This window comes from Pseudorhodobacter sp. W20_MBD10_FR17 (genome assembly GCF_052119765.1).
Classification (GTDB): Bacteria; Pseudomonadota; Alphaproteobacteria; order Rhodobacterales; family Rhodobacteraceae; genus Pseudorhodobacter.
Map to the genome: position 1 here is coordinate 53,264 of NZ_JBGQOQ010000018.1, position 23,084 is coordinate 76,347.

Below are 23,084 nucleotides of genomic sequence, written 5' to 3' on the forward strand. Positions count from 1 at the left end.
CGCTGCTGCCAAGAGCAAGCGAAAATACCTATATACCAGTGGCCAAAAACGCAAAAAGCCCCGCTATCGCGGGGCTTTTGTTAGAATATTGTCAGATCAGAACGGCTTTTTCAGCACATCAACCAAATCGGTCTTTTCCCAGCTAAAACCGCCATCCGCCTCGGGAGCCCGGCCAAAGTGGCCATAGGCCGAGGTGCGCGAATAGATAGGCTTGTTCAGGTCCAAATGCGTGCGAATGCCGCGCGGCGTCAGGTCCATCGCTGACCAGATCACCTTTTCCAACTCGGCATCGGGCACGTTGCCGGTGCCATGCGTATCGACGTAAATTGACATCGGCTTGGCCACGCCAATCGCATAAGACACCTGAATGGTGCAGCGATCCGCAAGCCCAGCGGCCACAACGTTTTTCGCCAGGTAGCGCGCGGCATAGGCGGCAGAACGGTCAACCTTGGTCGGGTCTTTACCCGAAAATGCGCCGCCACCGTGGGGGGCCGCACCGCCGTAGGTATCAACGATAATCTTGCGGCCCGTCAAACCGGCATCACCATCCGGGCCGCCGATCACAAACGTACCGGTAGGGTTCACCCACCATTCGGTGTTGGGCGTGATCCAAGATGCAGGCAGAACCTCACGAATATAGGGCTCTACAATCGCGCGGATATCATGGCTGGTTTGCTTTTTATGCTCATGCTGCGTCGACAGCACGATAGAGGTCACTTCAACCGGCTTACCATCTTCATACCGCAAGGAAATCTGGCTTTTAGCGTCAGGGCGCAGGGTGCTTTCCTGACCTGATTTACGCACCTCGGCGAGGCGCCGCAAAATCGCGTGGCTGTACTGAATAGGGGCAGGCATCAAAGCGTCGGTTTCCGTGCAGGCATAGCCGAACATGATCCCCTGGTCGCCGGCGCCATCCTTATCAACGCCTTGCGCGATATGGGCGGACTGTTCGTGCAGGTAATTGTGAACCTTAACGGTTTCCCAATGGAATTTCTTTTGCTCATAGCCGATGTCACGAATGCAATCGCGTACGATGCCTTCGACATTGCCCATCATTTCCTTCAGCTTTGCAGGGTCGGACAACCCAACCTCGCCACCAACGACAACGCGCTTTGTGGTCGCAAAGGTTTCACAGGCAACGCGGGCGTTTGGCTCAATCGCGATGAAGGCATCAAGAACCGCATCCGAAATGCGGTCACAGACCTTATCGGGATGCCCCTCTGACACAGATTCAGAGGTGAAAACATAATTATTTCGTGACATGGGGAACTGCTCCGTTTGGTTTTACCAATCACGCCAGGAAGCCGTTGTGACGGTTTACGCCATGCGCCTATGCCTGCATTGTAGCCAAGTCAAGCCATTCTGCGCCGCGGCCAGATCAACAAGCCGGCCGCAAGCACCAGCAGCAACACCAAAATCGGCATATCGCCAAAGCGCGCATAGACCGTGGGCGGCAAAGCCGCAGGCAGCGGGGCATCAATGTAATTGGCCACCCCCAGCGGCAGCGCGGCCACCACCCGGCCCCGCGCATCAATCACCGCTGATATGCCGGTATTTGCAGCCCGCAGCAGTGGCAAGCCTTGCTCGATCGCCCGCAGCCGCGCTTGGGCAAGGTGTTGCCACGGGCCTGTCAGCTTGCCGAACCATGCGTCATTGGTGATTTGTACGATCCAATCGGCACGCATCGGCGCCGCCCGCAAATCTTGCGGAAACACGGCCTCATAGCAAATCAGCGGCAAAACATGGCCCAGTTTCGGCCCCAAATCTAGCACCTGCGCGCTGGGGCCTGCCGAATAGCCCGCCCCTTGTTGCGAGGCAAAGGCGGTAATGCCAAACAGCCGGTACGCCAAGTCGCCAAAGGGAATATACTCGCCAAAAGGCACCAAGTGATGCTTGTCATAGGTTTGTGACACCTGCCCCTGCGGTGAGATCACCGCAAGCGTGTTATAGCCGCGAACGGCATCAGGGCTTGGCCCGTTTTCAACCCGCTGAATGCCAACGGCAACCTGTGCGCCTTGGCCCTTTGCGGCGATAGCTTGCACCAAGCCATCGTTATCATTCAATAAATACGGCACCGAAGTTTCGGGCCATACAATCAAATCCGGTTGCTTTTGGCCCTGCACCGAAGACAGCGCGAGCAGGTGATCTAGGTTTTCCCGCGCGCGCGCAGGGTCCCATTTCAAATGCTGCTCGGCATTGGGTTGAACCAATCGCACAATTGCAGGGTTGTCCGCGTATTTCGGGCTGGGCAGACCGTCGCCATAAAGCGCCAGCGCAGACCAAACCGCCACGGGCACAGCAGCCCAACGCCAGCCAAAGGTAGCAGGCACGGCCACCATGGTCAGCGTCAGCGCCGTCAGCCCACCTGCGCCAACAAAGGCACCGGCTTGCGCAATGGGAGTGTCAATCCAGACATGGCCAATCATCGCCCAAGGGAACCCAGTGAACACATAGCCCCGCGCCATCTCGGCCAAGGCCAGTAGCAGCGCCAACCACAGGACGCGCGGGGCAAAGCTGCCGCCCAAGCGATGCGCGCCCCACGCCGCCAGCGCCCAAAACAGCCCCAGCCCAAAGGGCAGCAGTACCAAAACAAAAGGGATCATCCACGCATAGATTTCAGGCTCGATCAAAAACGGCTCGACAATCCACGATAGGGCCAAGGCAAAATAACCGCCGCCCAAGAACAGGCCAAGCCAGCCAGCCGCCCCGGCCGAACCGGCGCGCGCAATCAGCACCATGGCCGCAAACAGCGCCGGTAAGGTTAAGAACCAAAACCCCAGCGGCGCCTGCCCCGAGGCCATGACAGCCCCTAATCCAAACGCCGCCCCAACCTGCGCCCAGCCCGGCCAGCAGCCGGACATACGCGCCACCAGCCGCCGAAACTGTCTGCTGATCATACTTTTGCGGCTTTGGCTTCCGCGCTTACGGCGGCTACGGCCGCGCGACGCGCAACGGCTGCGGGCAACCGCACGCGCAAACGCTTAATACGGCGCGGATCCGCGTCAACCACCTCAAACTCGGCTCCGCTTTCATGCTGGATAATTTCGCCGCGCGCCGGAATGCGGCCCAAACGCAAGAAGACCAGACCGCCGAGCGTGTCAACATCGTCATCTTCTTCGCCGTTTCGCAGGCTTAACCCCAGCGCTTGCTCAAACTCGTCCATCGGCGCGTTGGCTTGGGCCAGAAACACACCCTGCGGGTCTTCTTTCCAAAGCAGGCCTTCGACCTCGTCATGCTCATCCTCGATCTCGCCGATCACGGTTTCAATCAGGTCTTCGATTGTCACAAGCCCGTCAACCCCGCCGTATTCATCAATGACCAAGGCCATATGAACCCGCTCTTTTTGCATCTTTTGCAACAAAACACCGACAGGCATCGACGGCGGCGCATAAAGGATAGGCCGCAACAGTTTGCGCAGGGAAAACCGCCCAGATGCGCCAGCAAACCCGTATTGCAGCGCCAGATCTTTGAGCAGAACAAGCCCCAGCGGATGATCAAGCGTGCCTTTGTACACTGGCACACGGCTTAGGCCGTTTTCACGAAACACCTCGACCAACTCTTCTTTGCCAATGGTGATTGGAACGGCCGTAATCTCAACTTTGGGAACGGCCACGTCATCAACCCGCAGTTTGCGCAAGTTGGCTATGCCATGCATTGCCCCGCCAGACGCAAGGCGATCAGGGCCTTGGACAGGCCTGTCATCACTTTCACTATTGGGGTCAGACGGGCTAAGAGCGTCTAAGATGCGGCCAAAGAACCCGCGTTGCAAAGGTTCATCACTGTCCTGATCCGAAGAGTCTTGTGCCTCAAACGCGGCAACTGACTCGCTGTTCGTACTACCCATCTGTCCTTTTCCAAAAAATAATTCCCCATAACTGGGGCAATAACTAACTATATGGGTCCGAAACCCCTAAAGTTTCAAGTATCCGCGCCTCAGTAGACTCCATCAATGTGGCATCAATGTCGTCGATATGGTCGTATCCTAAAAGATGTAACAGACCATGAATGACCAAATGCGTCACATGGTCGCCCATTGGCTTGCCCGCGGCCTCGGCCTCGGCGGCACAGGTTTCCCACGCAATCGCGATATCGCCCAAATTTTCTGGATCATCTTCCGGCCCAGGTTCGGGCAGCTCAGGCACCTCGCCCGCATATTCCGCCGCGCGTTCCTCGGATGGCCAAGACAGCACGTTGGTCGGCACGGGCTTGCCCCTAAAATCCGCGTTCAGCGTGGCGATATGCGCGTCATCGCAGCCCATCAAACACAGGGTAAACCCTTGAACCGGCAAGCCCAATTCAACTAACGCCGCCGTGCAGGCGCGCACAGCTACGGTAGGCAGGCCAAAACCTTCCCACCGCGCGTCTTCTATTACTGTATCAACCAGAGGCTCCATCATGCGCCTCATACGCCTCAATAATACGGGCGACAAGCGGGTGTCGCACGACATCTTTGGATGTGAAGTAATTAAAGCTGACGCCCTTAACGCCTTTCAAGATACGCTCGGCATCGGCCAAGCCGCTGGCCGTACCGCGCGGCAGGTCAATCTGGGTGCGGTCGCCGGTGATAACCATGCGCGACCCTTCGCCCAAACGGGTCAGAAACATTTTCATCTGCATGGTCGTGGCGTTTTGCGCCTCATCCAGCACGACAAAGGCGTTCGACAGCGTGCGCCCGCGCATAAAGGCCAGCGGCGCGATTTCGATCCGCTTGTCCTCCATCAACTTGGCGAGCTGCTTTTGCGGCAGAAAATCGTTCAGCGCATCATAAAGCGGCTGCATATAGGGATCAATTTTATCCTTCATGTCGCCAGGCAGAAAGCCAAGCCGTTCGCCTGCCTCGACCGCAGGACGTGACAGGATAATCTTATCCACCGCACCGGCCAGCAACATGGTCACGCCAACGGCCACCGCCAGATAGGTTTTGCCTGTACCGGCAGGGCCGATGCCAAAGCCAAGGTCATTGTCAAACAGGTTGCCGACATAGGCCTTTTGCGCCTCGGTCCGTGGCTCTACCGGCTTTTTGCGGGTCCGCAGCTCGTAACGCTCGCCCGAAAACATTTCAATCTGCTCAACGGCTGGCAACGCGCGGTCTGGCATCGGGCGGCCCATGCGGATTGCACCGTCAATATCGCCGGCGTCCAAGCCCTTGCCCGCCTCAAGCCGCGCATAAAGCGCCGACACAACCGAAGACGCATAGTCGCGTGCGCTTTTCTCGCCGATAACGGCCAAACGGTTGCCCCGCCGCAAGATATTCACGCCGGTCTGCTTTTCGATCAACGCTAAGTTGCTATCAAACTGACCACAAAGATCAATTAGCAAACGATTGTCGGGAAATTCCAACAGGGTTTCGGTATCAAGCTGTGCAGTCGGGGGGGTCAGCGCACTGGTGCCCAAGGATATCTCCTTTTAACAACGGTTATACGTAAAGAGTGGGGCGTCAGGGGCCGTCTGACAAGTGACTTTTTTATAACAAGCGGAAAAGATGCAATTTTATTTAATGGCGATCAAATTAAAAAAGCCGCAGCTTTTGCTGCGGCCTTAATTTTAGGCGGTTTTACGATTAGCGGTTAACAACCACTGTTCTGCGGCCGTGGCCGGAAACCCGGTCTTCAATGCCTTCCGTGCTGGATTGGTAATCACGGATAACCGTACCCGGCGGGTATTCGTCATTACAGACCGGCAAACCCGACACTGGGTCATAGCGTGGCGAAGAATAGCCTTCCAAGCCGTCGTCAATGATCCAGTTTTGGCAGCCATCTGGGTCATAGGCAATTGCTGCGCGCCCGTTGTTCAAAACGCCGGAATCGCGGCCTTGGTCTTGGCCGGTTGCGATGATGGAATCGGGGCCACTATAGCGTTCGGTGCCTTCAAAATTCTCAGCGATACAGCCGGACAGCATCAAAGCAGTCGCCAGACCTGCGCCCATTTTCATTGCGTTGATCATATCTGTTACCACCTATAGCAAATGACTTCGACACGGCGGTTCTGCTGCATACCAGCTGCAGAAGAGTTCGACGCGACGGGACGGGTTTCACCAAAGCCGATCTGACGTTCGACCATTGCACCAACCGAGCGCGCAACAGCGCCGACAGATTCGGCACGACGCTCGGACAGGCGCTGGTTATAGGACTGCGACGCGCGGCTGTCGGTATGGCCATAAATGGCGTAGCCGAAGGCATCTGTGCTTTGAAAGAAGTCTTCCAGACGTGCGCGGCCGTTGGCGGTCAAATTCGCGCTGTCGGTGTGGAACAATGTGTCTGTGTTTTCCACCAAACAGGTGTTCTTTTTCAGACAAACCGGCTTGCCGGTTTTCGGGTTGCGGCGCGGAACCATATAGCCCTCAAGGCCACCATCTGCCCACCAGTGCATACAGCCGTCATCATCGACCCATACGCCCCATTCTATTTGGCCTGTAACCTTTGGTTGCGCCATAACGGCAACGGGGCCTGTGAGGCCCAGCGCAAGGGCAGCGCCACCAATCATTATCTTCATCGCTAAACTAATTTGTCGCTTCACAGTGGCAACCCCCCCGGGCATTCCGCAAACTTTACTACATTCACAAAGATTTGCAGTCTAGGCACCCGATTGTAAAGCAAAAACTGGCCACCCGAGGACGATTGCGCCGCTAATAGTTTCGACTTTATGGCCAATCGCTAACCCGCCCCTGCCTTTACCCCCGCTTCAGGAAACAGGTTTACAGCACAGGTGTACCGGCAAGGGAATTTGACTTCGATTCAGTCACCCGCACCCGCACCAACTGGCCCACCTGCCCCGCCGGATCATCAACATGCACCGCATGAAGATGCTGCGACTTGCCAACCATCTGCCCCGGTTGCCGTCCCGTTTTTTCATATAAAACATCCACTTCGCGGCCCACCATCGCATCTTGGGCCGCGCGCTGCTGGCTGCCCAACAAGGCTTGCAAGGCCTGCAGCCGCGCATCTGCCACCGCAGTATCGACATCGGGCTTTTCCGCTGCAGGTGTGCCGGGCCGCGCCGAGTATTTGAACGAATAGGCCATGCCATAGCCCACCTTGCGCACAAGGTTCATCGTGCCTTCAAAATCATCATCCGTCTCACCAGGAAAGCCGACGATAAAGTCAGACGTCAGCAAAATATCGGGCCGCGCCGCGCGCACACGGTCCAATACGCGCAAATAATCATCGACCGTATGCTTGCGGTTCATCGCCTTCAAAATACGGTCAGACCCAGATTGCACCGGCAAATGCAAATACGGCATTAACTGCGGGCAATCGCCATGCGCCGCGATCAGATCATCTTCCATATCATTGGGATGGCTGGTCATATAGCGTAGCCGGTCTATACCCTCGACGTCCGCCAATGCGCGGATCAGCCGTGCAAGGCCGTAGCCCCCCGCGCTATAGGCATTCACATTCTGCCCCAACAGCGTCAGCTCCCGCACGCCACGGCTGGCCAGATTGCGTGCCTCGGCCAACAGGCGTTCCGGCGGGCGGCTTACTTCGGCACCGCGCGTGTACGGCACGACGCAAAAGGCGCAAAACTTGTCGCAGCCTTCTTGCACGGTCAAAAATGCGGCTGGCCCGCGCATCGCCTTGCGTTCGGGCAAATGGTCAAATTTATCCTCAAGCGGAAAATCGGTCTCAATCGCCCGCTCACCCTTCTGGATCTTCGCTTCCATCTCGGGCAGGCGGTGATAACTTTGCGGGCCGACGACCAGATCAACCAAGGGCATCCGCCGCATAATCTCGGCACCTTCGGCCTGTGCCACGCAGCCTGCAACGGCCACTTTCAGGTTGGGGTTCGCCTCTTTGGCAGCGCGCAGGCGGCCCAAATCCGAGTATAGTTTTTCCGAGGCCTTTTCACGGATATGACAGGTGTTAATCATAACCATATCGGCACCCTCGGCCGTATCGGTTTGCACATAACCGGTCGCACCCAGGCTTTCTGCCATCCGCTCACTGTCGTAAACGTTCATCTGGCAACCGTAAGTCTTGATAAACAGCTTCTTTGGCTCGGTCATGGCAGCACCCTTTGCAGATCGCCCGCCTCTCTACACCCTGCGGCCCCAACCCGCAACGCCCCCAAAACCGGCGGCCTTGCGAATAGCTCTCGCAGTTTTATACGCTTTCGCTTAATCATCGGGGGCTAAGACTGGCCGTTTGGCAGGCCAAATACCGAGGAACGGCATGCAGTATACAAGTTTATCCACGTTTTTGGACAAAGAGCGCGACAGCCTCGCCAAAGGCCCCGTTGCGATTATCCTTGCCGAAGATGCGGTCGAATTGGAAAGCACGCTGCGCCACCACCTCGAAATCGGGTTCCGCACCGTGTTGCTGCTTGCCAACCCTCAGATCGCGCTTTCAGACACGGTTGCCGCGCTGATCACGCGGGTTGAGTACGACATCTACCAACGCAATGCCATACAAACGGCGGTGAACCAACTGATCGAGGCTGCGCCCAATACATGGCTTTACTACGGCTATAACGCCGAATACCTTTTCTTTCCCTTTTGCGAAAGCCGCAACGTACGGGAAATGATAGCTTTTCACACCGAAGAGCGCGGCTCGGCCCTGCTGTCTTATGTGATCGACCTCTATGCCGAAGACCTGAACAAGCACCCGAACGCCGTATCCCTCGAGGATGCGATGCTGGATAAATCGGGGTATTACGCCTTGGGCCGCCCCGACCCTGCCAACCACAACCATGCGCGCGAACGCCAGCTTGATTTTTTTGGCGGCCTACGCTGGCGTTTCGAAGAGCATATCCCAACCGCGCGCCGCAAGATTGACCGTATTGCATTGTTTCGCGCCAAACCGGGCCTTCGCCTACGCCCCAATTTCACCTTTTCGGATGAGGAATACAACACATACGCCTGCCCGTGGCATCACAACATCACCACGGCAGTCGTGTCATTCCGCACCGCCAAAGCGCTGAAATCCAACCCCGGCTCGCGCTATGACATTCATGAATTCAAGTGGCACAATTCGACCAAATTCCAGTGGAACAGCCAGCAACTCATGGATTTAGGCCTGATGGAACCCGGCCAATGGTTTTAACCATTGGCGCAAGCTTATTATTACCTGCGGGCAAAATAAGCGTCAAAGCCGTTATCTGCCGCCCTTTTGGCACAGTTCCAATCCATACATAGTGTGCGATACGCAAATGCCTATGCTTGCATATACCCCTTGCTATGTAGGGGGCGCATCCATATGTGTGGTTCCTCGGGCGATCTGAGGGCGCACGCGTTTTTCTAAGGTCAACCGAAGCAGATCGGACGCTCTGGTACTGCTGCCGGATACGTCCGGAAAAAACCCAACGCCGCCTTATCGTCGCGCGCGTTGACCTTAACTTGAGACCGGCGCGTTTGATCCGTATATATTTCTGGAATCAGGTATTTCAGATTATTGCTTTACGCGTTCAATTTCAGGACGACATGACAACAGCCGCTCTTGTTGGCTGCGCTTGCGAATTCGATTTGTGCCCTCTCGATGTCACTACGCGGTCCGCGTGCAGTGGCGCATCATGGGTGTCCCGACCTCGTGGCACTGTGTCATGCGGTCGTTGGAGCATGTTCTAGTGTTAACCAAATATCTGCTGTTCACACCCGGCCCTGTGAATGTCGCCGAGACCCTTCGCGTTGCTATCAGTAAAGAAGATATCTGTCACCGGGAACCTGACTTTGACGCCCTTTTGCGCAGCATTGAACACAAACTGATCTCGCTTTTTCAGATCCGGAAACAAACGCGATACCGCGCAGTGGTGATCACCGGATCCGGCACAGCGGCGAATGAGGCAATGCTGTCGTCTGTCGTGGGCAAAGGCGCGATCCTGATCCTGTCGAACGGTGAATTTGGCGGGCGGCTGCACAAGACATCACTCATCCACAACAAGCGCACCCACCTTATCGAGATGCCTTGGGGCACCGCTTTCGATCTGAACCAGATTGAGGAATATCTGTCGATCCACAAGATCCATGTCATCGCTATGGTGCATCACGAAACCTGTTCTGGCATGTTAAACCCACTGCCGCAGATCGGCGCGATAGCCAAGGCCCATGGGGCGCTGTTTGTGGTTGATGGCGTCAGCTCTGTCGGCGCCGAAGCAATCGACATGGAGACATCCAACATCGCGTTTGTATCCAGCTCAAGCTCTAAGGCGATAGGGTCTTACCCAGGACTATCCTTCGTCGTGGGGCGCAAAAAACACTTTAAAAAGCTGAAACACCATGCGGCGAAAACCACTTACCTCAATCTCGCGACGTTCTATGCGTTTCTAAAGAACCATAGCCAAACCCCCAATACGCCCGCCGTCCCCTTATTCTTTGCGCTGGAACAAGCCCTGACAGACATCCTGCGCGAAGGCGTGATCAAGCGCTATGCGCGGATCAAGGCCCGTGCCGATATGCTGCGTGTCGGTATGCGCCGCCTGAATCTGGAATTTTTGATCGACGATGCCGACATGTGTGCGATCTTGACCACGGTACGGGTGCCGCCTTCGATTTCTGTGCGCGACCTGCGCAACCGGCTGCGCGAAAAATCAATCATCATTTATGAGGGCAAAGGCTGCTTTGCCGGCAAGGTATTTCAGGTCGGCAATATTGGCGAGTTATCCGACTACGATATCCGGTACTTCCTTGCCGCGCTCAAAGAAGTCTTGTTGACGTTGCAGGTCAAAGCCGCCGAACCGATGGCTGCAGTCATATCCATGCCGGCAACGGTGGCCATGCTTCCTGCGCCGAACCTCTTTCAAGCAAAGGTGGTATCATGACAGATAAGCTGAAACAACTTTGGGCCACCAAAACCCGTGATGATGAATGGTGGTCATCCTTCGTCACATCGCCCCTCGCGATCCTTGCCAACTATGGCGTTGTTGATGTTGCGTGGATCACCCCAAACCGGATCACGGCGGCTTCATTTGTGGTCGCAGTCATCGCGACATTCGGGATCATCATCGGGGGCACGGGTTGGTTTATCGCAGCGGCCCTCCTTATCCACCTCAGTCATATCCTCGACTGCATGGACGGGCAAATGGCGCGCTTTCGCAAGGTATCGTCGCCCATAGGCAGCTATTATGACCGATTGACCGATCAGATGCAGGTTGCACTTTGGTTTGGCGCGGCCGGATACGCGGCTTACCTGCAAACGGCCAGCGCGACTCCGGTCCTCCTCGCGATGATCGGCATCGCGTTCTACAACTTGCGCGGATACGCCAAATATATCGCGTTTGAGATAGAAACAAAGCGAAACCAACAATACCCCGCCGAGATGGCGCGGCTTAAACCGACGAAAATCACAGCAGGTCTTGGGTTTGGTTTTCGGGAAAACTGGGCATGGTTTCTACGCGAACAACGCAAAATTCTTGGCTTTGATGAGGGTGTGTTCATCTTCATGCTGTCGCTCGCGCTGATCATTAACCAGCTAACCCCGATGCTGTGGGTCTTCGCCGCAAGCCAAGTATTTTGGGGAATCTACAAGCCTTGGCAAAGAGGCAAAAACATCGATGAAACCCGCAAGGTTTCGCTCCAGAAATAGCATCCCTTTCATCATCGCACATTTAGGAGATTCTGACATGAAACACGAAAACACGCGCCCGCCAATCGCGGTCATACTGGCAGCAGGCGTAGGCTCTCGGCTCAGCCCCCTGACCGACAAATGCGCCAAAAGTTTGCTATCGGTGGGCGGGTCCGCCATTCTTGAACGGATGATCCGAAATTGCCTCAGCTGCGGCATGTCGCAATTTGTTCTGGTACTGGGCCACAGAGCCGAAGAAATTAAACAATTTGTAGACAAGGCCTTTCGGGGCATCCGCGTTACATATGTGATCAATGAACGCTACCGCGACACGAACACCGGCTATTCCTTGATGCTGGCATCAAAGGTGATTGGCACTGCCGAGTTTGTTAAATTCGATGCGGACGTAGTGTTTGATGTAAAAATCCTGCGCCAGCTTTTGGATGACAAACACGAAGATGTCTTGTGCATTGATCAAAATATAGCGCTTGAAGATGAGGAAGTGAAGGTCATTGCAGACGAGCATATGCAGGTGCTTGAAGTTGGCAAATCGGTTGCCCCTGACATGGCACTCGGGGAATCCATCGGGATCGAAAAGATCAGCCCCAAAACCGGCCCGCTGCTTTTCGCAGAATTGGCCATGATGATGGAAAGCCCCGCGCGGCTTCAAGACTATTATGAAGACGCCTATGCACGGCTTGTAAGCAAAGGTGCTGTGTTTCATGCGCTCGACATTACCGGGTTGAATTGGACCGAAATTGATACGGCAAAAGACTTTGCCGCAGCAAATGCAATGTTCGGAACGCCGATCACCACAGTGTCACGCGGCCAACAACGCGCGATAGACGAGGCATCGGACAAGGCGTCCACCACAACCTAAAGCCTATCCGAAACACCACATGCGGGGGGCCTGTACCGGCAAGTTTTGGCCGGCCTTTGCCCCCCATGTGGGGCAAAGGTGATGAATATCGCGGTGACAGCGTTCAAAACGATTTCTGGCACGGCAATGTCATTGTTCTTGCGGCGCAGTCGCTTTAACTCAGATCACTAGGCGTCAATTTCAAACTTGGTATTATTTACGCACCCCTTTTGAACCAACTCTGCTTCAGGGAACCGCTCTCTCCAGAGATACCGCGGCGATGCTGCTGGGCGAGGATGGCAGAAATGAGCCCAAGCGTCCAAATGCTTCGTTCTGCCCATACGCTTAGTCTGAATACGCAAGAATGGGCGAGACCTGTCGCCAACGCCTTGCGCGCTTCCTTGATTGATCCGCAGAAAGCCAACGATGGCCTCTATTGCCTAAACCAGCTTTACCAACCCGAAACACGCTTGCCCCACCAGCGCAGGGTGTTATGAGAAACCAATTGCCAAAAAAACGAATGTCAGACATCAAAACGACCCCCCAAAACCTATAAAGCCCAACAGTTCAAAATATGATCCCCTCTTCGCGCCCAGACTTTCAACATATCAACCGCGTCCCCGAGGGGGATTTTCGCTTCATCGCATTGGATGTTGAAACGGCGTGCAGTGATGCCGCAAGCATCTGCCAGATCGGCCTCGCCTGTGTTCAGCCTGACAATCGCATCCAGACTTTTTCCATGTTCGTCAATCCGCGCACCCATTTTGACCCGTTCAACATACGGCTGCACGGGATCGGGCCGGACCATGTGGCAGATGCCCTACCCTTCCATGAGGCGTTTGAAACGCTGTTGCCGCTGCTTGCGCGACATCATCTTATTCAACACAGCAACTTCGACAAACAGGCCATCAACGCCGCCCACAGATGTTTGGGCCTTGAGCCTCCGCCCTTAAACTGGAGCGACAGCGTCAGGATTGCGCGGCGCGCTTGGCCAGAGCTGAAAGGAAATGGCGGGCATGGCCTTGCCAACCTGAAACAGCTGTTGAATTTGCAGTTCCACCATCACGATGCCGGTGAAGATGCCCGCGCGGCGGCCATGGTTGTGCTGCATGCCGAAGCCCGTCTTGCGATGCCGTTTGGCGAAATCGCGCTGCCCGTTCCCAAAGCCCCCCGCCCCCGCGCCGCAAAAGCATAAGCCGACCAACCACAGACCGGTTTATCCGGCAAAAGCACGGATGCAGGACAGACGGATAGCGCCACGCCGCAGCGAGTGGCGCATCCAACAATGCCGTGTTTTGGCAAGGCTAATGTCAGACCGTTCTATGTGACACACCTCCATCACAGCATAGCGATCAGCGTTCTTGCGGCCTCTCGCAATTTGGCCACCTGCGTGCAGCACAGTTTACCAAACCTTCATATTCCCGACACTGAAGCGTCATGCTGGCGGTCTATCAGCCCACTAAGCACCAAAGGGGGCAGATATGCTACAAGTCTCAAACGTGACGCGGATGTTCGGACAGAAATCGGCGGTTGATAACGCCAGTTTTGTCATCGAAAAATCCGCATTCGTGGGCATCATCGGGCGGTCGGGTGCAGGCAAGTCAACGCTGTTGCGCATGATGAACCGGCTTACGGATGCCAGCTCGGGCGAGATACGTTTTGAGGGCCAAAATGTACTGACCCTACAAGGCGCGGCAAAACGTGCATGGCAGGGCCAATGCGCAATGATCTTTCAACAGTTCAATCTGGTGCCGCGCATGGATGTGGCCTCAAACGTGTTGCACGGCATGTTGAACAAACGGTCCACCCTGCAAACCATGTTCAACCTTTGGTCCGACGCCGATATCACCCGCGCGCTGGAAATTTTGGACCGGTTGGGCATTGTCGAACAGGCCCCGAAACGCGCCGAGGCACTGTCGGGCGGGCAACAGCAGCGCGTGGCGATTGCGCGCGCGCTGATGCAAGACCCCAAGGTGATCTTGGCCGATGAACCCATCGCCAGCCTTGACCCGATGAATGCGCAAGTTGTGATGGATACGCTGCGCCGCATCCACGAAGAAGATGGCCGCATGGTCATCGCCAACCTGCACACCCTTGATACCGCGCGCCGCTATTGTGACCGCGTGATCGGAATGCGCGACGGTCGTATCGTCTTTGACGGCACGCCCGCGCAACTGTCGACGGGCGTCGCCCGCGACATCTACGGCGCAGATGCCTCGTTCAACGAGGCTGCAACCTCGACCGCCATTACCCAGCCCGATGCGGCCTATGCCGAAGCGATGCTGGTTGACTGACCACACACCCAAACCGGAGACGACCATGAAAACGCTGCTTGCCCTTCTTGCCGCCACCACTGCCCTTTCGGGTGCTGTTCACGCGCAGGAAATCAAAGAATTCAACATCGGCATCCTTGGTGGTGAAAACGCCCAAGACCGCATGACCTCTAACGAATGCTACCGCAAAAAGATCGAAGACGCGCTTGGCGTTCCGGTTAAGGTGTTCACACCTGCTGACTATGACGGCGTTATTCAGGGCCTGTTGGGCGGCACCATTGATCTGGCGTGGCTTGGCGGTTCCAGCTATGCCAAGACCTATCTGACCGACCCGGCAGCTGTTGAGGTGCGTTTGACCAAGCAGAACCTCAACGATTCAACCGGCTACTACTCCATCGGTTTTGCACGCAAAGACAGCGGCATCACATCGATCGAAGATGCAAAAGGCAAAGTTTTTGCTTTTGGCGAGCCTAACTCGACCTCAGGCTACCTCGTCCCCGGCGCTGAATTGATGGCAAAATATGGCAAGCTTGAAGATTACTTCGGTGAAGTGAAATTCTCGGGCGGCCACGAGCAAACCATCGTTGGTGTCAGCAGCGGTATGTTCGACGCGGGCGTGTCTTGGGCTGACGGCGTTGGCAACTGGGAAGACGGCTTTTCTTCGGGCGCGTTCCGCAAAGCCGCTGATGCTGGCATCGTTGAAATGAACGATCTGGTCGAAATCTGGCGCTCGAAACTGATCCCAGAAGGTCCGATGGTTGTGCGCGCAGCCCTGCCTGCGGATGTAAAAGACAAGGTCACCCAGATCACTGCCGATCTGTGGGAAACCGACAAGGATTGCGCTTACGGTGTGGCCGCCGGCGAAGCAAAAGACTTCGTTCCAGCCACCCATGACATGTATCTGGGCATCATCGCGGCCCGCGAATTGTCTGGCAAATAATCCCTCTTAGCACCCTACGCTGGGCCTTTGATTGCAAAGGCCCAGCGCTGTATTGGAGCCCACTATGGTTGATACTGCTTTTGGTCCAAAGCCCGGAAAACGGGCGGATCTGACAAACTCTACCGAAAGCTACATCCAGCAGACCCGCCGCAAGCGGCTTTACGGCACGATCCTTTTGGTGTTGTTCCTTGCGCTCATGGCCAGTGGTTTTAAAACCGCCGAAAACCGCAATGCGGGTGATTTTTTGGCAGGCCTGCACAACCTGACGGCCTTTCCGTCCGAGGTAATTTCCGAAGCTTTCGCAAATCGCGCAAACCTGCCAGAGTTGGTGCTGCATTACTTGCCCTCACTGATAGAGACGCTGAACATCGCCGCCGTCGCGACCCTGATAGGGGCAATGGCAGGCGGCACGATGGCGATCTTGTCCACCCGTGGCCTTGCACGTTGGCCCGCACTCATCCCCGTATTCCGCCGCTTGGCCGATATCTTTCGGGCGCTGCCAGAAATTGTTATCGCTCTTGTGCTGATCTTTATCCTTGGCGGTGGCCCTGTGGCTGCGGTGGTGGCAATCGCCCTGCACAGCACTGGCGCAATGGCCAAACTATTTTCGGAATCTGCCGAAAACGCCGACCTGAGACCCGTTGAAGGCTTGGCCTCGACCGGTGCGTCATGGGGGCAGCAAATCTGGCTTGGCATTATCCCGCAAGTCGCGCCAAACTGGCTCAGCTATGCGCTTTTGCGGTTTGAGATTAACGTCCGCGCCTCGGCCATTCTTGGCTTCGTAGGCTCTGGCGGCATCGGCTATGACCTGAAAATCGCCATGCAATGGGGCGGCGGAAAATATGACGAGGTCGTCGCGATCTTCCTGCTGCTGTTCCTGACCATCATGGCCTTTGACCAGCTTTCAAGCCACTACCGCAACCGTCTGGTAAAGGGCCACTGACATGACCGCATCACTTCACCTGCAAATGAGCCACCGCTTCAAGGTAAAACAGCTGACAGCGCTTGCCGTGCCCTTGGTTATTCTTGCCTATCTTGCCTATGTCTTTGTGGCCTTTGATATCGCAGGCATCGCGGGCCGTGCCAAACTGGACAACGCCAAAATCCTGCTAGCTGATTTTGTCAGCTTTAAAACCCATGTCACCCGCGAAAACCGTTCAGGCGATGTGCGGGTCGCGATTGAGGGCGAAAGCAAAGGCACCTACCCCGAAGGCCGCTTGCCTGAATGGGTGACGCAGTCGGACGGCATCACCACGGTTGACCTCGGCAAAGGCCATATCGTCACCTATGATGCGATCGGTGCGAGCTATGTTGTGCCGGGTTATGGTACGATCTATGTCGAACCCGATGGCGGCAAAGTAAAGCTGACTGCCCCGCAGCCCCTGCCCGACTGGATCAACGCCACCAGCACGCGCGTCGCTGTGACAACCCCACAAGGCCGCTTTTCCTATTCCCGCGCCAAGGTTGATACGTTTCGCTATCAAATGGGGTGGGAGATGTTCTTTTTCACCCTCGACAGCCCGTTCTCCGGCAAATCAATGGCCGAGTTGGCGACCATACTGACAGGGCCACGGCTTGACCCTGCGCGCGCGAACCTTGCCATGATGGCATCCGAGGTTTGGCACAATCGCATGTGGCACCATTCGGATGTGGCGGGTGCGCTGTTTGAAACCGTTCTGATGGCGTTTTTGGGCACTATGGGGGCGGCGATGGTCTCATTGCCGCTGGCCTTTCTGGCCGCCAGCAATTTCACCCCGTTTCGCACCGTTCGCTTTGCCTTCCGCCGCGTGTTTGATTTTCTGCGCGGGGTTGATGGCTTGATCTGGACGATCATTTTGTCTCGCGCCTTTGGCCCCGGCCCCATGACCGGCGCGCTTGCCATTTTGCTGACCGATACCGGCACATTCGGCAAAACATTCTCGGAGGCCTTGGAAAACATCGATGATCGGCAGGTCGAGGGTGTGCGCTCAACCGGTGCCTCGGCCCTACAGCGCGCCCGCTTTGGCGTCATCCCGCAGTTGGCCCCGATTTTGCTCAGTCAGGTTCTCTATTACCTCGAATCCAATACGCGATCTGCCACCGTTATTGGCGCGATTGTCGGCGGCGGCATTGGTTTGTTGCTGACCCAAGCCATCATCACCCAAAAAGACTGGGAAGAGGTCGCCTATTATATGGTGCTGATCGTGCTGATGGTCATGGCAATGGACAGCCTGTCAGGTTGGATCAGACGGCGTTTCATCAAGGGCTAATCCCTGCCCCCAAACCCCAAGGCGAACCCCAAAGGCAAAACCATGTCAAAGCTGTCTGCCGCTGCCCCGCTTATCCACCCTGATTGCGAGATTTCCAACAGCACATTCGGTGCCTATTGCGAGGTTGGTCGCGCCAGCCGCATTATCAACTCTACGTTCAACGACTATGCCTATTGCGACCGGTTGGCCGATATTGCCAACACCACCGTCGGCAAGTTTGCTAATATTGCAGCCCTTACGCGTATCGGCCCGACAGATCACCCGATGGGCAACGCAAGCCTGCACCACTTCCTGTATCGCAGCAGCTATTACTGGGATGATTCCCCGGATGACCCCACATTTTTTGCGGCCCGCGCAGCTAGGCGCACCGTAATCGGCCCTGACACTTGGATCGGGCATGGCGCGATTATCAAGCCCGAGGTGACGATAGGCGTTGGTGCCATCATCGCCAGTGGCGCTGTAGTGACCAAAGATGTGCCGCCGTATATGATTGTGGCAGGCGTTCCAGCCACGCCCTTGCGCCCGCGTTTTCCCACGCAGATCAGCGACCGGTTGCAAATGCTATCTTGGTGGGATTGGTCGCATGAAGACCTGCGCCAAGCCCTACCCGATTTCCGCGCGATGCCTGCCGAGGCCTTTCTTGAAAAATACAGCGGTTAGGGCGTGCCGCATTTTTGGCACCCCGCCTCAAGACAACGCATCCCCCGCCAGCGTGACGGTTACACGATCCCCCGCAAACCATGTTGTCCCATATTCCACTGGCCGCCCCATCGGGTCGATATTCACCGCGACGGTCCGCAGCACTGGGTCCCCTTCACGCAGGCGCAGATGCAGCGCGGTCAAAGCATCCGCCGCAATCGCACTGATCTTGGTGCTGTGGCGGGTATAATCTGCGATACCAGACATTACCAAACTGGCCGTGACCGATTGTGTCTGCTGCAGCGCCTCTAGAAACGCGGGCAAGGTTTCGGCAGGAAACACAGACCTGAACAGCGCTATCGGTGCCCCATCGGCAAGAGACAATCCGTCAACCACATGCACTGCCGCCCTCGGTGGAATAGCCAGCGCCTCGGCCTCGGCCCCATCCGATGCCCGCGTCTCCAACCGCAAAATCTGGCGCGAGGGCGTGCGCCCCGAGGCCAAGATATTCTGGTGAAACCGCACGCGGCGCCCCAAAGCATAGGCCGCCGGTTGCACCGCCACAAACACCCCTAGCCCGCGTCGCGCATGAACCGCCCCCGCCTCGGCCAAGGCGGCCAGTGCATGGCGCACGGTATGGCGGTTAACGCCAAAACGCTGCGCCAATGCCGCCTCGGTTGGCAGCTTGTCGCCCGCTTTGTAATGCCCCGTTTCAATTTCTTGCGTCAGCGTAGCCGCAATGGAAGCCCAGATAGACGTGCGCGCCATTGTTACGAAAACTTCACGTGCATTTTGCATCTCCAGTGCATAATTGTTGTCTAGTTGTATAGTTATTCAAATACCGCCGCAAGATGCAGAGGTCGCCGTGACAGAACAAACCCTTCCGCAAACGCCCCGCCAAATCTGGATGGGCCTGCTGGCCCGCGCCAAACCTGCACGACTGGCAGCGCTTTTCCCCGACCTGCCCCCGCATGAGGTGCTGCGCGCGCCCGAGGTTGGGGCCGTCATGGTGCAAGGGCGCATCGGAGGCACCGGCCAACCCTTTAACCTTGGCGAAACAACGGTCACCCGCTGTGCCTTGCGCCTTGGGTCGGGTGCTGTGGGCCATGCCTATGTGCAAGGGCGCGACAAAGATCACGCCCGCCGCGCCGCCGTGCTGGATGCGCTGCTGCAAGGCGATCAGGCGGCAAAACTGGACGCCGAGGTTATCGCCGTGTTGCAAACCGAAGAAGCCCAGCGCCGCAGCACCCGCGCGGCAAAAGCTGCGGCGACAAAGGTCGAATTTTTCACTCTGGTTCGTGGAGAAGATCAATGAACCCAACAGCTTTGCAAGGCGGTTTTTCCGATACACCGGTTCAATCATCCCATGCTTTTCGGGCCGCATTAGAGGCAATGGCCCGCCCCGGAACGATACATGACGTCGCCGGTGCCGCCCCGCCCGCTCCGGTCTCAATCGCCGCAGGGGCCTTGCTGCTGACACTCTGCGATGCGACCACGCCGCTGCATCTGGCGGGCACATATGATTGTGCCACGGTGCGCGATTGGGTCACTTTTCATTGCGGTGCGCCCCTTGTCGCGGCGGATGAGGCGGGTTTTGCCTTGGGCGATTGGGCGGCGCTGCAACCCGTTGGGCGCTTTGCCATTGGCCTGCCCGACTATCCCGACCGTTCCGCCACATTGCTGGTGGAAACCGATCATTTCGCCCCCGAAAATGCCCGCCTAACCGGCCCCGGCATAGAAACTCATGCCGCACTGTCATTGCCCGAAATTGAAGCCTTTCAGGCAAATCGCGCGCTGTTTCCGCTAGGCTTTGATTGCTTTTTCACCAGCGGCAGCCGCATCGCCGCTTTGCCCCGTTCCACCAGCGTAGAGGCCGTATAATGTATGTAGCTGTCAAAGGAGGCGAGCGGGCGATTGAGAACGCCCACGCATGGCTTGCCGAAGAGCGGCGCGGCGATGTGACCGTGGACGAGATGACCATTGCGCAAATCCGTGAACAGCTTGCGCTGGCGGTCAACCGCGTAATGGCCGAAGGCTCGCTTTACGACCCCGATCTTGCGGCGCTGGCGATCAAGCAATCGCGCGGCGATTTGATCGAGGCGATTTTTCTGATCCGCGCCTATCGCACCACTTTGCCGCGTCTGGGGTCTTCGCGCCCTGTGGAAACGACGAAAATGGCGGTGATCCGGCGTATCTCGGCCACCTATAAGGACCTTCCGGGGGGCCAAGTCTTGGGGCCAACGTTTGATTACACCCACCGCTTACTAGATTTCAAACTGGCTGCGGAAGGCGCGGTCAACCCGCCCGCCCCCACGGCCTCCGCCACAGAAAGTGACGTGCCGCACGTGACCGCGTTTTTGAACCGCGATGGCATGATTGAGGCCGAACCAAGCGGAGATGACACGCCGCCCGACCTGACCCGCACCCCGATGGAACTGCCCGCCAACCGCGCCCTGCGTTTGCAGGCGATCACGCGCGGCGACGAAGGATTTATTCTGTCGATGGCCTATTCAACCCAACGTGGCTACGGGCGCACCCATGCCTTTGTCGGCGAATTGCGCATCGGCAAAGTCGCGATTGAGATGGACATCCCCGAATTGGGCTTTGCCGTTGAAATCGGCGAGATGGAGCTGACGGAATGCGAAACCGTTAACCAGTTCAAAGGCAGCAAAACCGAGCCACCGCAGTTCACTCGTGGCTATGGGCTGGTCTTTGGCCAGACCGAGCGCAAGGCAATCGCGATGAGCCTGGTTGACCGCAGCCTGCGCTGGAAAGAACTGGGCGAGGATAACACCGGTGCCCCCGCCCAAGACGAAGAATTCGTGCTGATGCACGCCGATAACGTGCAGGCAACAGGCTTTCTCGAGCACATAAAACTGCCGCATTACGTTGATTTTCAGGCCGAGTTGGAGCTGGTCCGCCGCCTGCGCACCGAGGCGTTTGCCGCACAGGAGGCCGCAGAATGACGGATCAAGCCTATAACTTTGCCTATCTGGACGAGCAGACCAAACGCATGATCCGCCGTGCGATCCTGAAAGGATTGGCCGTGCCCGGCTATCAGGTGCCTTTTGCCAGCCGCGAAATGCCGATGCCGTATGGCTGGGGCACGGGCGGCGTGCAGGTGACGGCCGCCTGCCTGACGCCGGATGACACGTTGAAAGTGATCGACCAAGGCGCGGATGACACCACCAACGCCGTATCGATCCGCAAGTTTTTCCAACGCACGGCCGGGGTGGCCGTGACCGAGGCCACCACGCAGGCCAGCATCATTCAAACCCGCCACCGCATTCCTGAAACTGCGCTCACCGATGGGCAAGTCCTTGTCTATCAGGTGCCCATTCCCGAACCTCTGCGCTTTTTGGAACCGCGTGAGACCGAGACCCGCAAGATGCATGAACTAGAGGAATACGGGCTGATGCAGGTTAAACTGTACGAGGACATCGCGCGCCACGGCCAGATTGCCACCGCCTATGCCTATCCGGTGCGCGTTGAGGGTCGCTATGTGATGGACCCGTCGCCCATCCCGAAATTCGACAACCCGAAACTGTCAGGTTCCGCCGCGATCCAGCTGTTTGGCGCGGGGCGCGAACAGCGCATTTATGCGCTGCCGCCCTACACGAAGGTGGTCAGCCTCGACTTTGACGACCACCCGTTTACCCCGTCCAAGGCCGCGCATGACTGCGATCTTTGCGGGGCGAATGGTAGTTATCTGGATGAGGTGATCACCGACGATCAGGGCGGGCGGATGTTTGTCTGCTCGGATACCGATTTTTGCAGCACGCGCCGCAACGCCGGGCATTTGGGCGCCCTAGGCGTGCCAACACAGGAGGCATTGTGATGGACGGAACACTCCCCCCCCTATCGGAACAGCCGCTGTTGTCGGTGCAAGGCATCACCAAACGCTATGGCAACCGGATTGGCTGCGCCGATGTGTCCTTTGATCTTTACCGTGGTGAAGTGCTGGGGATTGTCGGGGAAAGCGGGTCGGGCAAGTCGACCCTGCTGTCTAGCCTTGCGGGGCATATGGCCCCCGACCAAGGCCGCGTTATGTTTGAAACAGCGCAAGGCCCGCGTGACACCGTCACCATGGCCGAGGCCGAACGGCGGCGGATGGCGCGCACCGATTGGGCCTATGTCCACCAAAACCCGCGCGATGGTTTGCGCATGGGGGTCTCGGCAGGCGGTAACGTGGGCGAACGCCTGATGGCGATTGGCGCGCGCAACTATGGCGACATCCGCACCCAAGCAATCGATTGGCTGGGCCGCGTTGAGATTAATGCTGACCGCGTGGACGACCGCCCCCGCGAATTTTCTGGCGGTATGCAGCAACGCCTGCAAATCGCCCGCAATCTGGTCACGGGGCCGCGCCTTGTGTTCATGGATGAACCCACGGGCGGGCTTGATGTGTCCGTGCAGGCGCGGCTTTTGGATCTACTGCGCGGGCTGGTGCGTGAAATGGGGCTTTCGGCGATTATCGTAACGCATGATCTGGCCGTGGTGCGCCTTTTGGCGGATCGGCTGATGGTGATGAAGGGCGGGCATGTGGTGGAACACGGCCTAACCGATCAGGTGCTGGACGACCCGCAGCACGCCTATACCCAGCTTTTGGTCTCTTCGGTTTTACAGGTGTAG

The 23,084-nt window shown here is 57.1% G+C and carries 24 protein-coding genes and 1 riboswitch; of the genes, 15 read left to right on the forward strand and 9 right to left on the reverse strand.

Annotated elements, in window-relative coordinates:
• Window positions 1-96: 96 nt before the first annotated feature.
• The 8 genes from metK to miaB form a co-directional block, all read right to left on the reverse strand.
• Window positions 97-1,263 carry a methionine adenosyltransferase gene (gene metK / locus ACEN2J_RS13020; protein ID WP_442106445.1) on the reverse strand — a complete coding sequence of 389 codons (1,167 nt, stop codon included), beginning with the start codon at window positions 1,261-1,263 and terminating at the stop codon, window positions 97-99.
• A 7-nt stretch (window positions 1,264-1,270) separates the two neighbouring features.
• A riboswitch (SAM-SAH riboswitch) is annotated at window positions 1,271-1,319 on the reverse strand.
• A 33-nt stretch (window positions 1,320-1,352) separates the two neighbouring features.
• Entirely contained in the window at window positions 1,353-2,861 is a 1,509-nt protein-coding gene (lnt, locus tag ACEN2J_RS13025) for an apolipoprotein N-acyltransferase (protein WP_442106500.1), read from the reverse strand.
• 32 nt (window positions 2,862-2,893) lie between these two features.
• The gene (locus ACEN2J_RS13030) at window positions 2,894-3,844 is read right to left on the reverse strand and encodes a hemolysin family protein (RefSeq protein ID WP_442106447.1); all 951 of its coding nucleotides are present in this window, start codon (window positions 3,842-3,844) and stop codon (window positions 2,894-2,896) included.
• Window positions 3,845-3,887: 43 nt separating this feature from the next.
• A complete protein-coding gene (ybeY, locus tag ACEN2J_RS13035; RefSeq protein WP_442106501.1) occupies window positions 3,888-4,394 on the reverse strand; it encodes an rRNA maturation RNase YbeY in 507 nt (168 codons plus the stop codon).
• Window positions 4,378-5,394 carry a PhoH family protein gene (locus ACEN2J_RS13040; RefSeq protein WP_442106449.1) on the reverse strand — a complete coding sequence of 339 codons (1,017 nt, stop codon included), beginning with the start codon at window positions 5,392-5,394 and terminating at the stop codon, window positions 4,378-4,380. Before ACEN2J_RS13040 ends, ybeY begins: the two co-directional genes overlap by 17 nt.
• Before the next feature lie 166 nt (window positions 5,395-5,560).
• Window positions 5,561-5,944: a hypothetical protein gene (locus ACEN2J_RS13045; RefSeq protein WP_442106451.1), complete on the reverse strand. Its 384-nt coding sequence runs from the start codon at window positions 5,942-5,944 to the stop codon at window positions 5,561-5,563.
• A gap of 5 nt (window positions 5,945-5,949) precedes the next feature.
• Window positions 5,950-6,492, reverse strand: coding sequence for an OmpA family protein (locus tag ACEN2J_RS13050; protein WP_442106452.1), 543 nt, complete (start codon window positions 6,490-6,492; stop codon window positions 5,950-5,952).
• A 202-nt stretch (window positions 6,493-6,694) separates the two neighbouring features.
• Window positions 6,695-8,002 (reverse strand): tRNA (N6-isopentenyl adenosine(37)-C2)-methylthiotransferase MiaB, encoded by a 1,308-nt coding sequence (gene miaB, locus ACEN2J_RS13055; RefSeq protein ID WP_442106453.1) that lies wholly within the window; start codon window positions 8,000-8,002, stop codon window positions 6,695-6,697.
• A 166-nt stretch (window positions 8,003-8,168) separates the two neighbouring features.
• Here miaB and ACEN2J_RS13060 point away from each other — a divergent pair, with 166 nt between their 5' ends.
• The 10 genes from ACEN2J_RS13060 (at window position 8,169) to ACEN2J_RS13105 (ending at window position 18,473) form a co-directional block, all read left to right on the forward strand.
• On the forward strand, window positions 8,169-9,038 hold the full coding sequence (locus tag ACEN2J_RS13060; protein ID WP_442106454.1) for a glycosyltransferase family 2 protein: 870 nt from the start codon (window positions 8,169-8,171) through the stop codon (window positions 9,036-9,038).
• Window positions 9,039-9,558: 520 nt separating this feature from the next.
• Window positions 9,559-10,749: a pyridoxal-phosphate-dependent aminotransferase family protein gene (locus tag ACEN2J_RS13065; protein WP_442106455.1), complete on the forward strand. Its 1,191-nt coding sequence runs from the start codon at window positions 9,559-9,561 to the stop codon at window positions 10,747-10,749.
• Complete coding sequence (locus ACEN2J_RS13070) at window positions 10,746-11,513, forward strand: CDP-alcohol phosphatidyltransferase family protein (RefSeq protein ID WP_442106456.1); 768 nt, start codon at window positions 10,746-10,748, stop codon at window positions 11,511-11,513. Before ACEN2J_RS13065 ends, ACEN2J_RS13070 begins: the two co-directional genes overlap by 4 nt.
• A gap of 37 nt (window positions 11,514-11,550) precedes the next feature.
• The gene (locus ACEN2J_RS13075; protein WP_442106458.1) at window positions 11,551-12,372 is read left to right on the forward strand and encodes a sugar phosphate nucleotidyltransferase; all 822 of its coding nucleotides are present in this window, start codon (window positions 11,551-11,553) and stop codon (window positions 12,370-12,372) included.
• A 553-nt stretch (window positions 12,373-12,925) separates the two neighbouring features.
• Complete coding sequence (locus ACEN2J_RS13080; RefSeq protein ID WP_442106460.1) at window positions 12,926-13,546, forward strand: 3'-5' exonuclease; 621 nt, start codon at window positions 12,926-12,928, stop codon at window positions 13,544-13,546.
• Window positions 13,547-13,832: 286 nt separating this feature from the next.
• Window positions 13,833-14,645, forward strand: a complete 813-nt coding sequence (phnC, locus tag ACEN2J_RS13085) for a phosphonate ABC transporter ATP-binding protein (protein ID WP_442106462.1) — start codon at window positions 13,833-13,835, stop codon at window positions 14,643-14,645.
• A gap of 25 nt (window positions 14,646-14,670) precedes the next feature.
• Entirely contained in the window at window positions 14,671-15,564 is an 894-nt protein-coding gene (phnD, locus tag ACEN2J_RS13090) for a phosphonate ABC transporter substrate-binding protein (RefSeq protein WP_442106464.1), read from the forward strand.
• A 64-nt stretch (window positions 15,565-15,628) separates the two neighbouring features.
• On the forward strand, window positions 15,629-16,507 hold the full coding sequence (gene phnE / locus ACEN2J_RS13095) for a phosphonate ABC transporter, permease protein PhnE (RefSeq protein ID WP_442106466.1): 879 nt from the start codon (window positions 15,629-15,631) through the stop codon (window positions 16,505-16,507).
• A gap of 1 nt (window position 16,508) precedes the next feature.
• Entirely contained in the window at window positions 16,509-17,813 is a 1,305-nt protein-coding gene (gene phnE, locus ACEN2J_RS13100) for a phosphonate ABC transporter, permease protein PhnE (protein ID WP_442106468.1), read from the forward strand.
• 42 nt (window positions 17,814-17,855) lie between these two features.
• Window positions 17,856-18,473: a chloramphenicol acetyltransferase gene (locus tag ACEN2J_RS13105; protein ID WP_442106469.1), complete on the forward strand. Its 618-nt coding sequence runs from the start codon at window positions 17,856-17,858 to the stop codon at window positions 18,471-18,473.
• Window positions 18,474-18,500: 27 nt separating this feature from the next.
• Here ACEN2J_RS13105 and phnF read toward each other — a convergent pair whose 3' ends face one another.
• Window positions 18,501-19,250, reverse strand: a complete 750-nt coding sequence (gene phnF, locus ACEN2J_RS13110) for a phosphonate metabolism transcriptional regulator PhnF (RefSeq protein WP_442106471.1) — start codon at window positions 19,248-19,250, stop codon at window positions 18,501-18,503.
• A gap of 67 nt (window positions 19,251-19,317) precedes the next feature.
• On the opposite strand from phnF, the gene phnG reads away from it, so the two are divergent.
• Genes phnG through phnK form a run of 5 tightly spaced genes read left to right on the forward strand, consistent with a single transcriptional unit; the run spans window position 19,318 to window position 23,084 of the window.
• A complete protein-coding gene (gene phnG, locus ACEN2J_RS13115; protein ID WP_442106473.1) occupies window positions 19,318-19,767 on the forward strand; it encodes a phosphonate C-P lyase system protein PhnG in 450 nt (149 codons plus the stop codon).
• Entirely contained in the window at window positions 19,764-20,333 is a 570-nt protein-coding gene (gene phnH / locus ACEN2J_RS13120; RefSeq protein ID WP_442106474.1) for a phosphonate C-P lyase system protein PhnH, read from the forward strand. The genes phnG and phnH overlap by 4 nt, the downstream gene beginning before the upstream one ends.
• Complete coding sequence (locus ACEN2J_RS13125; protein ID WP_442106475.1) at window positions 20,333-21,418, forward strand: carbon-phosphorus lyase complex subunit PhnI; 1,086 nt, start codon at window positions 20,333-20,335, stop codon at window positions 21,416-21,418. Before phnH ends, ACEN2J_RS13125 begins: the two co-directional genes overlap by 1 nt.
• Entirely contained in the window at window positions 21,415-22,290 is an 876-nt protein-coding gene (locus ACEN2J_RS13130) for an alpha-D-ribose 1-methylphosphonate 5-phosphate C-P-lyase PhnJ (protein ID WP_442106476.1), read from the forward strand. Before ACEN2J_RS13125 ends, ACEN2J_RS13130 begins: the two co-directional genes overlap by 4 nt.
• A complete protein-coding gene (phnK, locus tag ACEN2J_RS13135; protein WP_442106478.1) occupies window positions 22,290-23,084 on the forward strand; it encodes a phosphonate C-P lyase system protein PhnK in 795 nt (264 codons plus the stop codon). Before ACEN2J_RS13130 ends, phnK begins: the two co-directional genes overlap by 1 nt.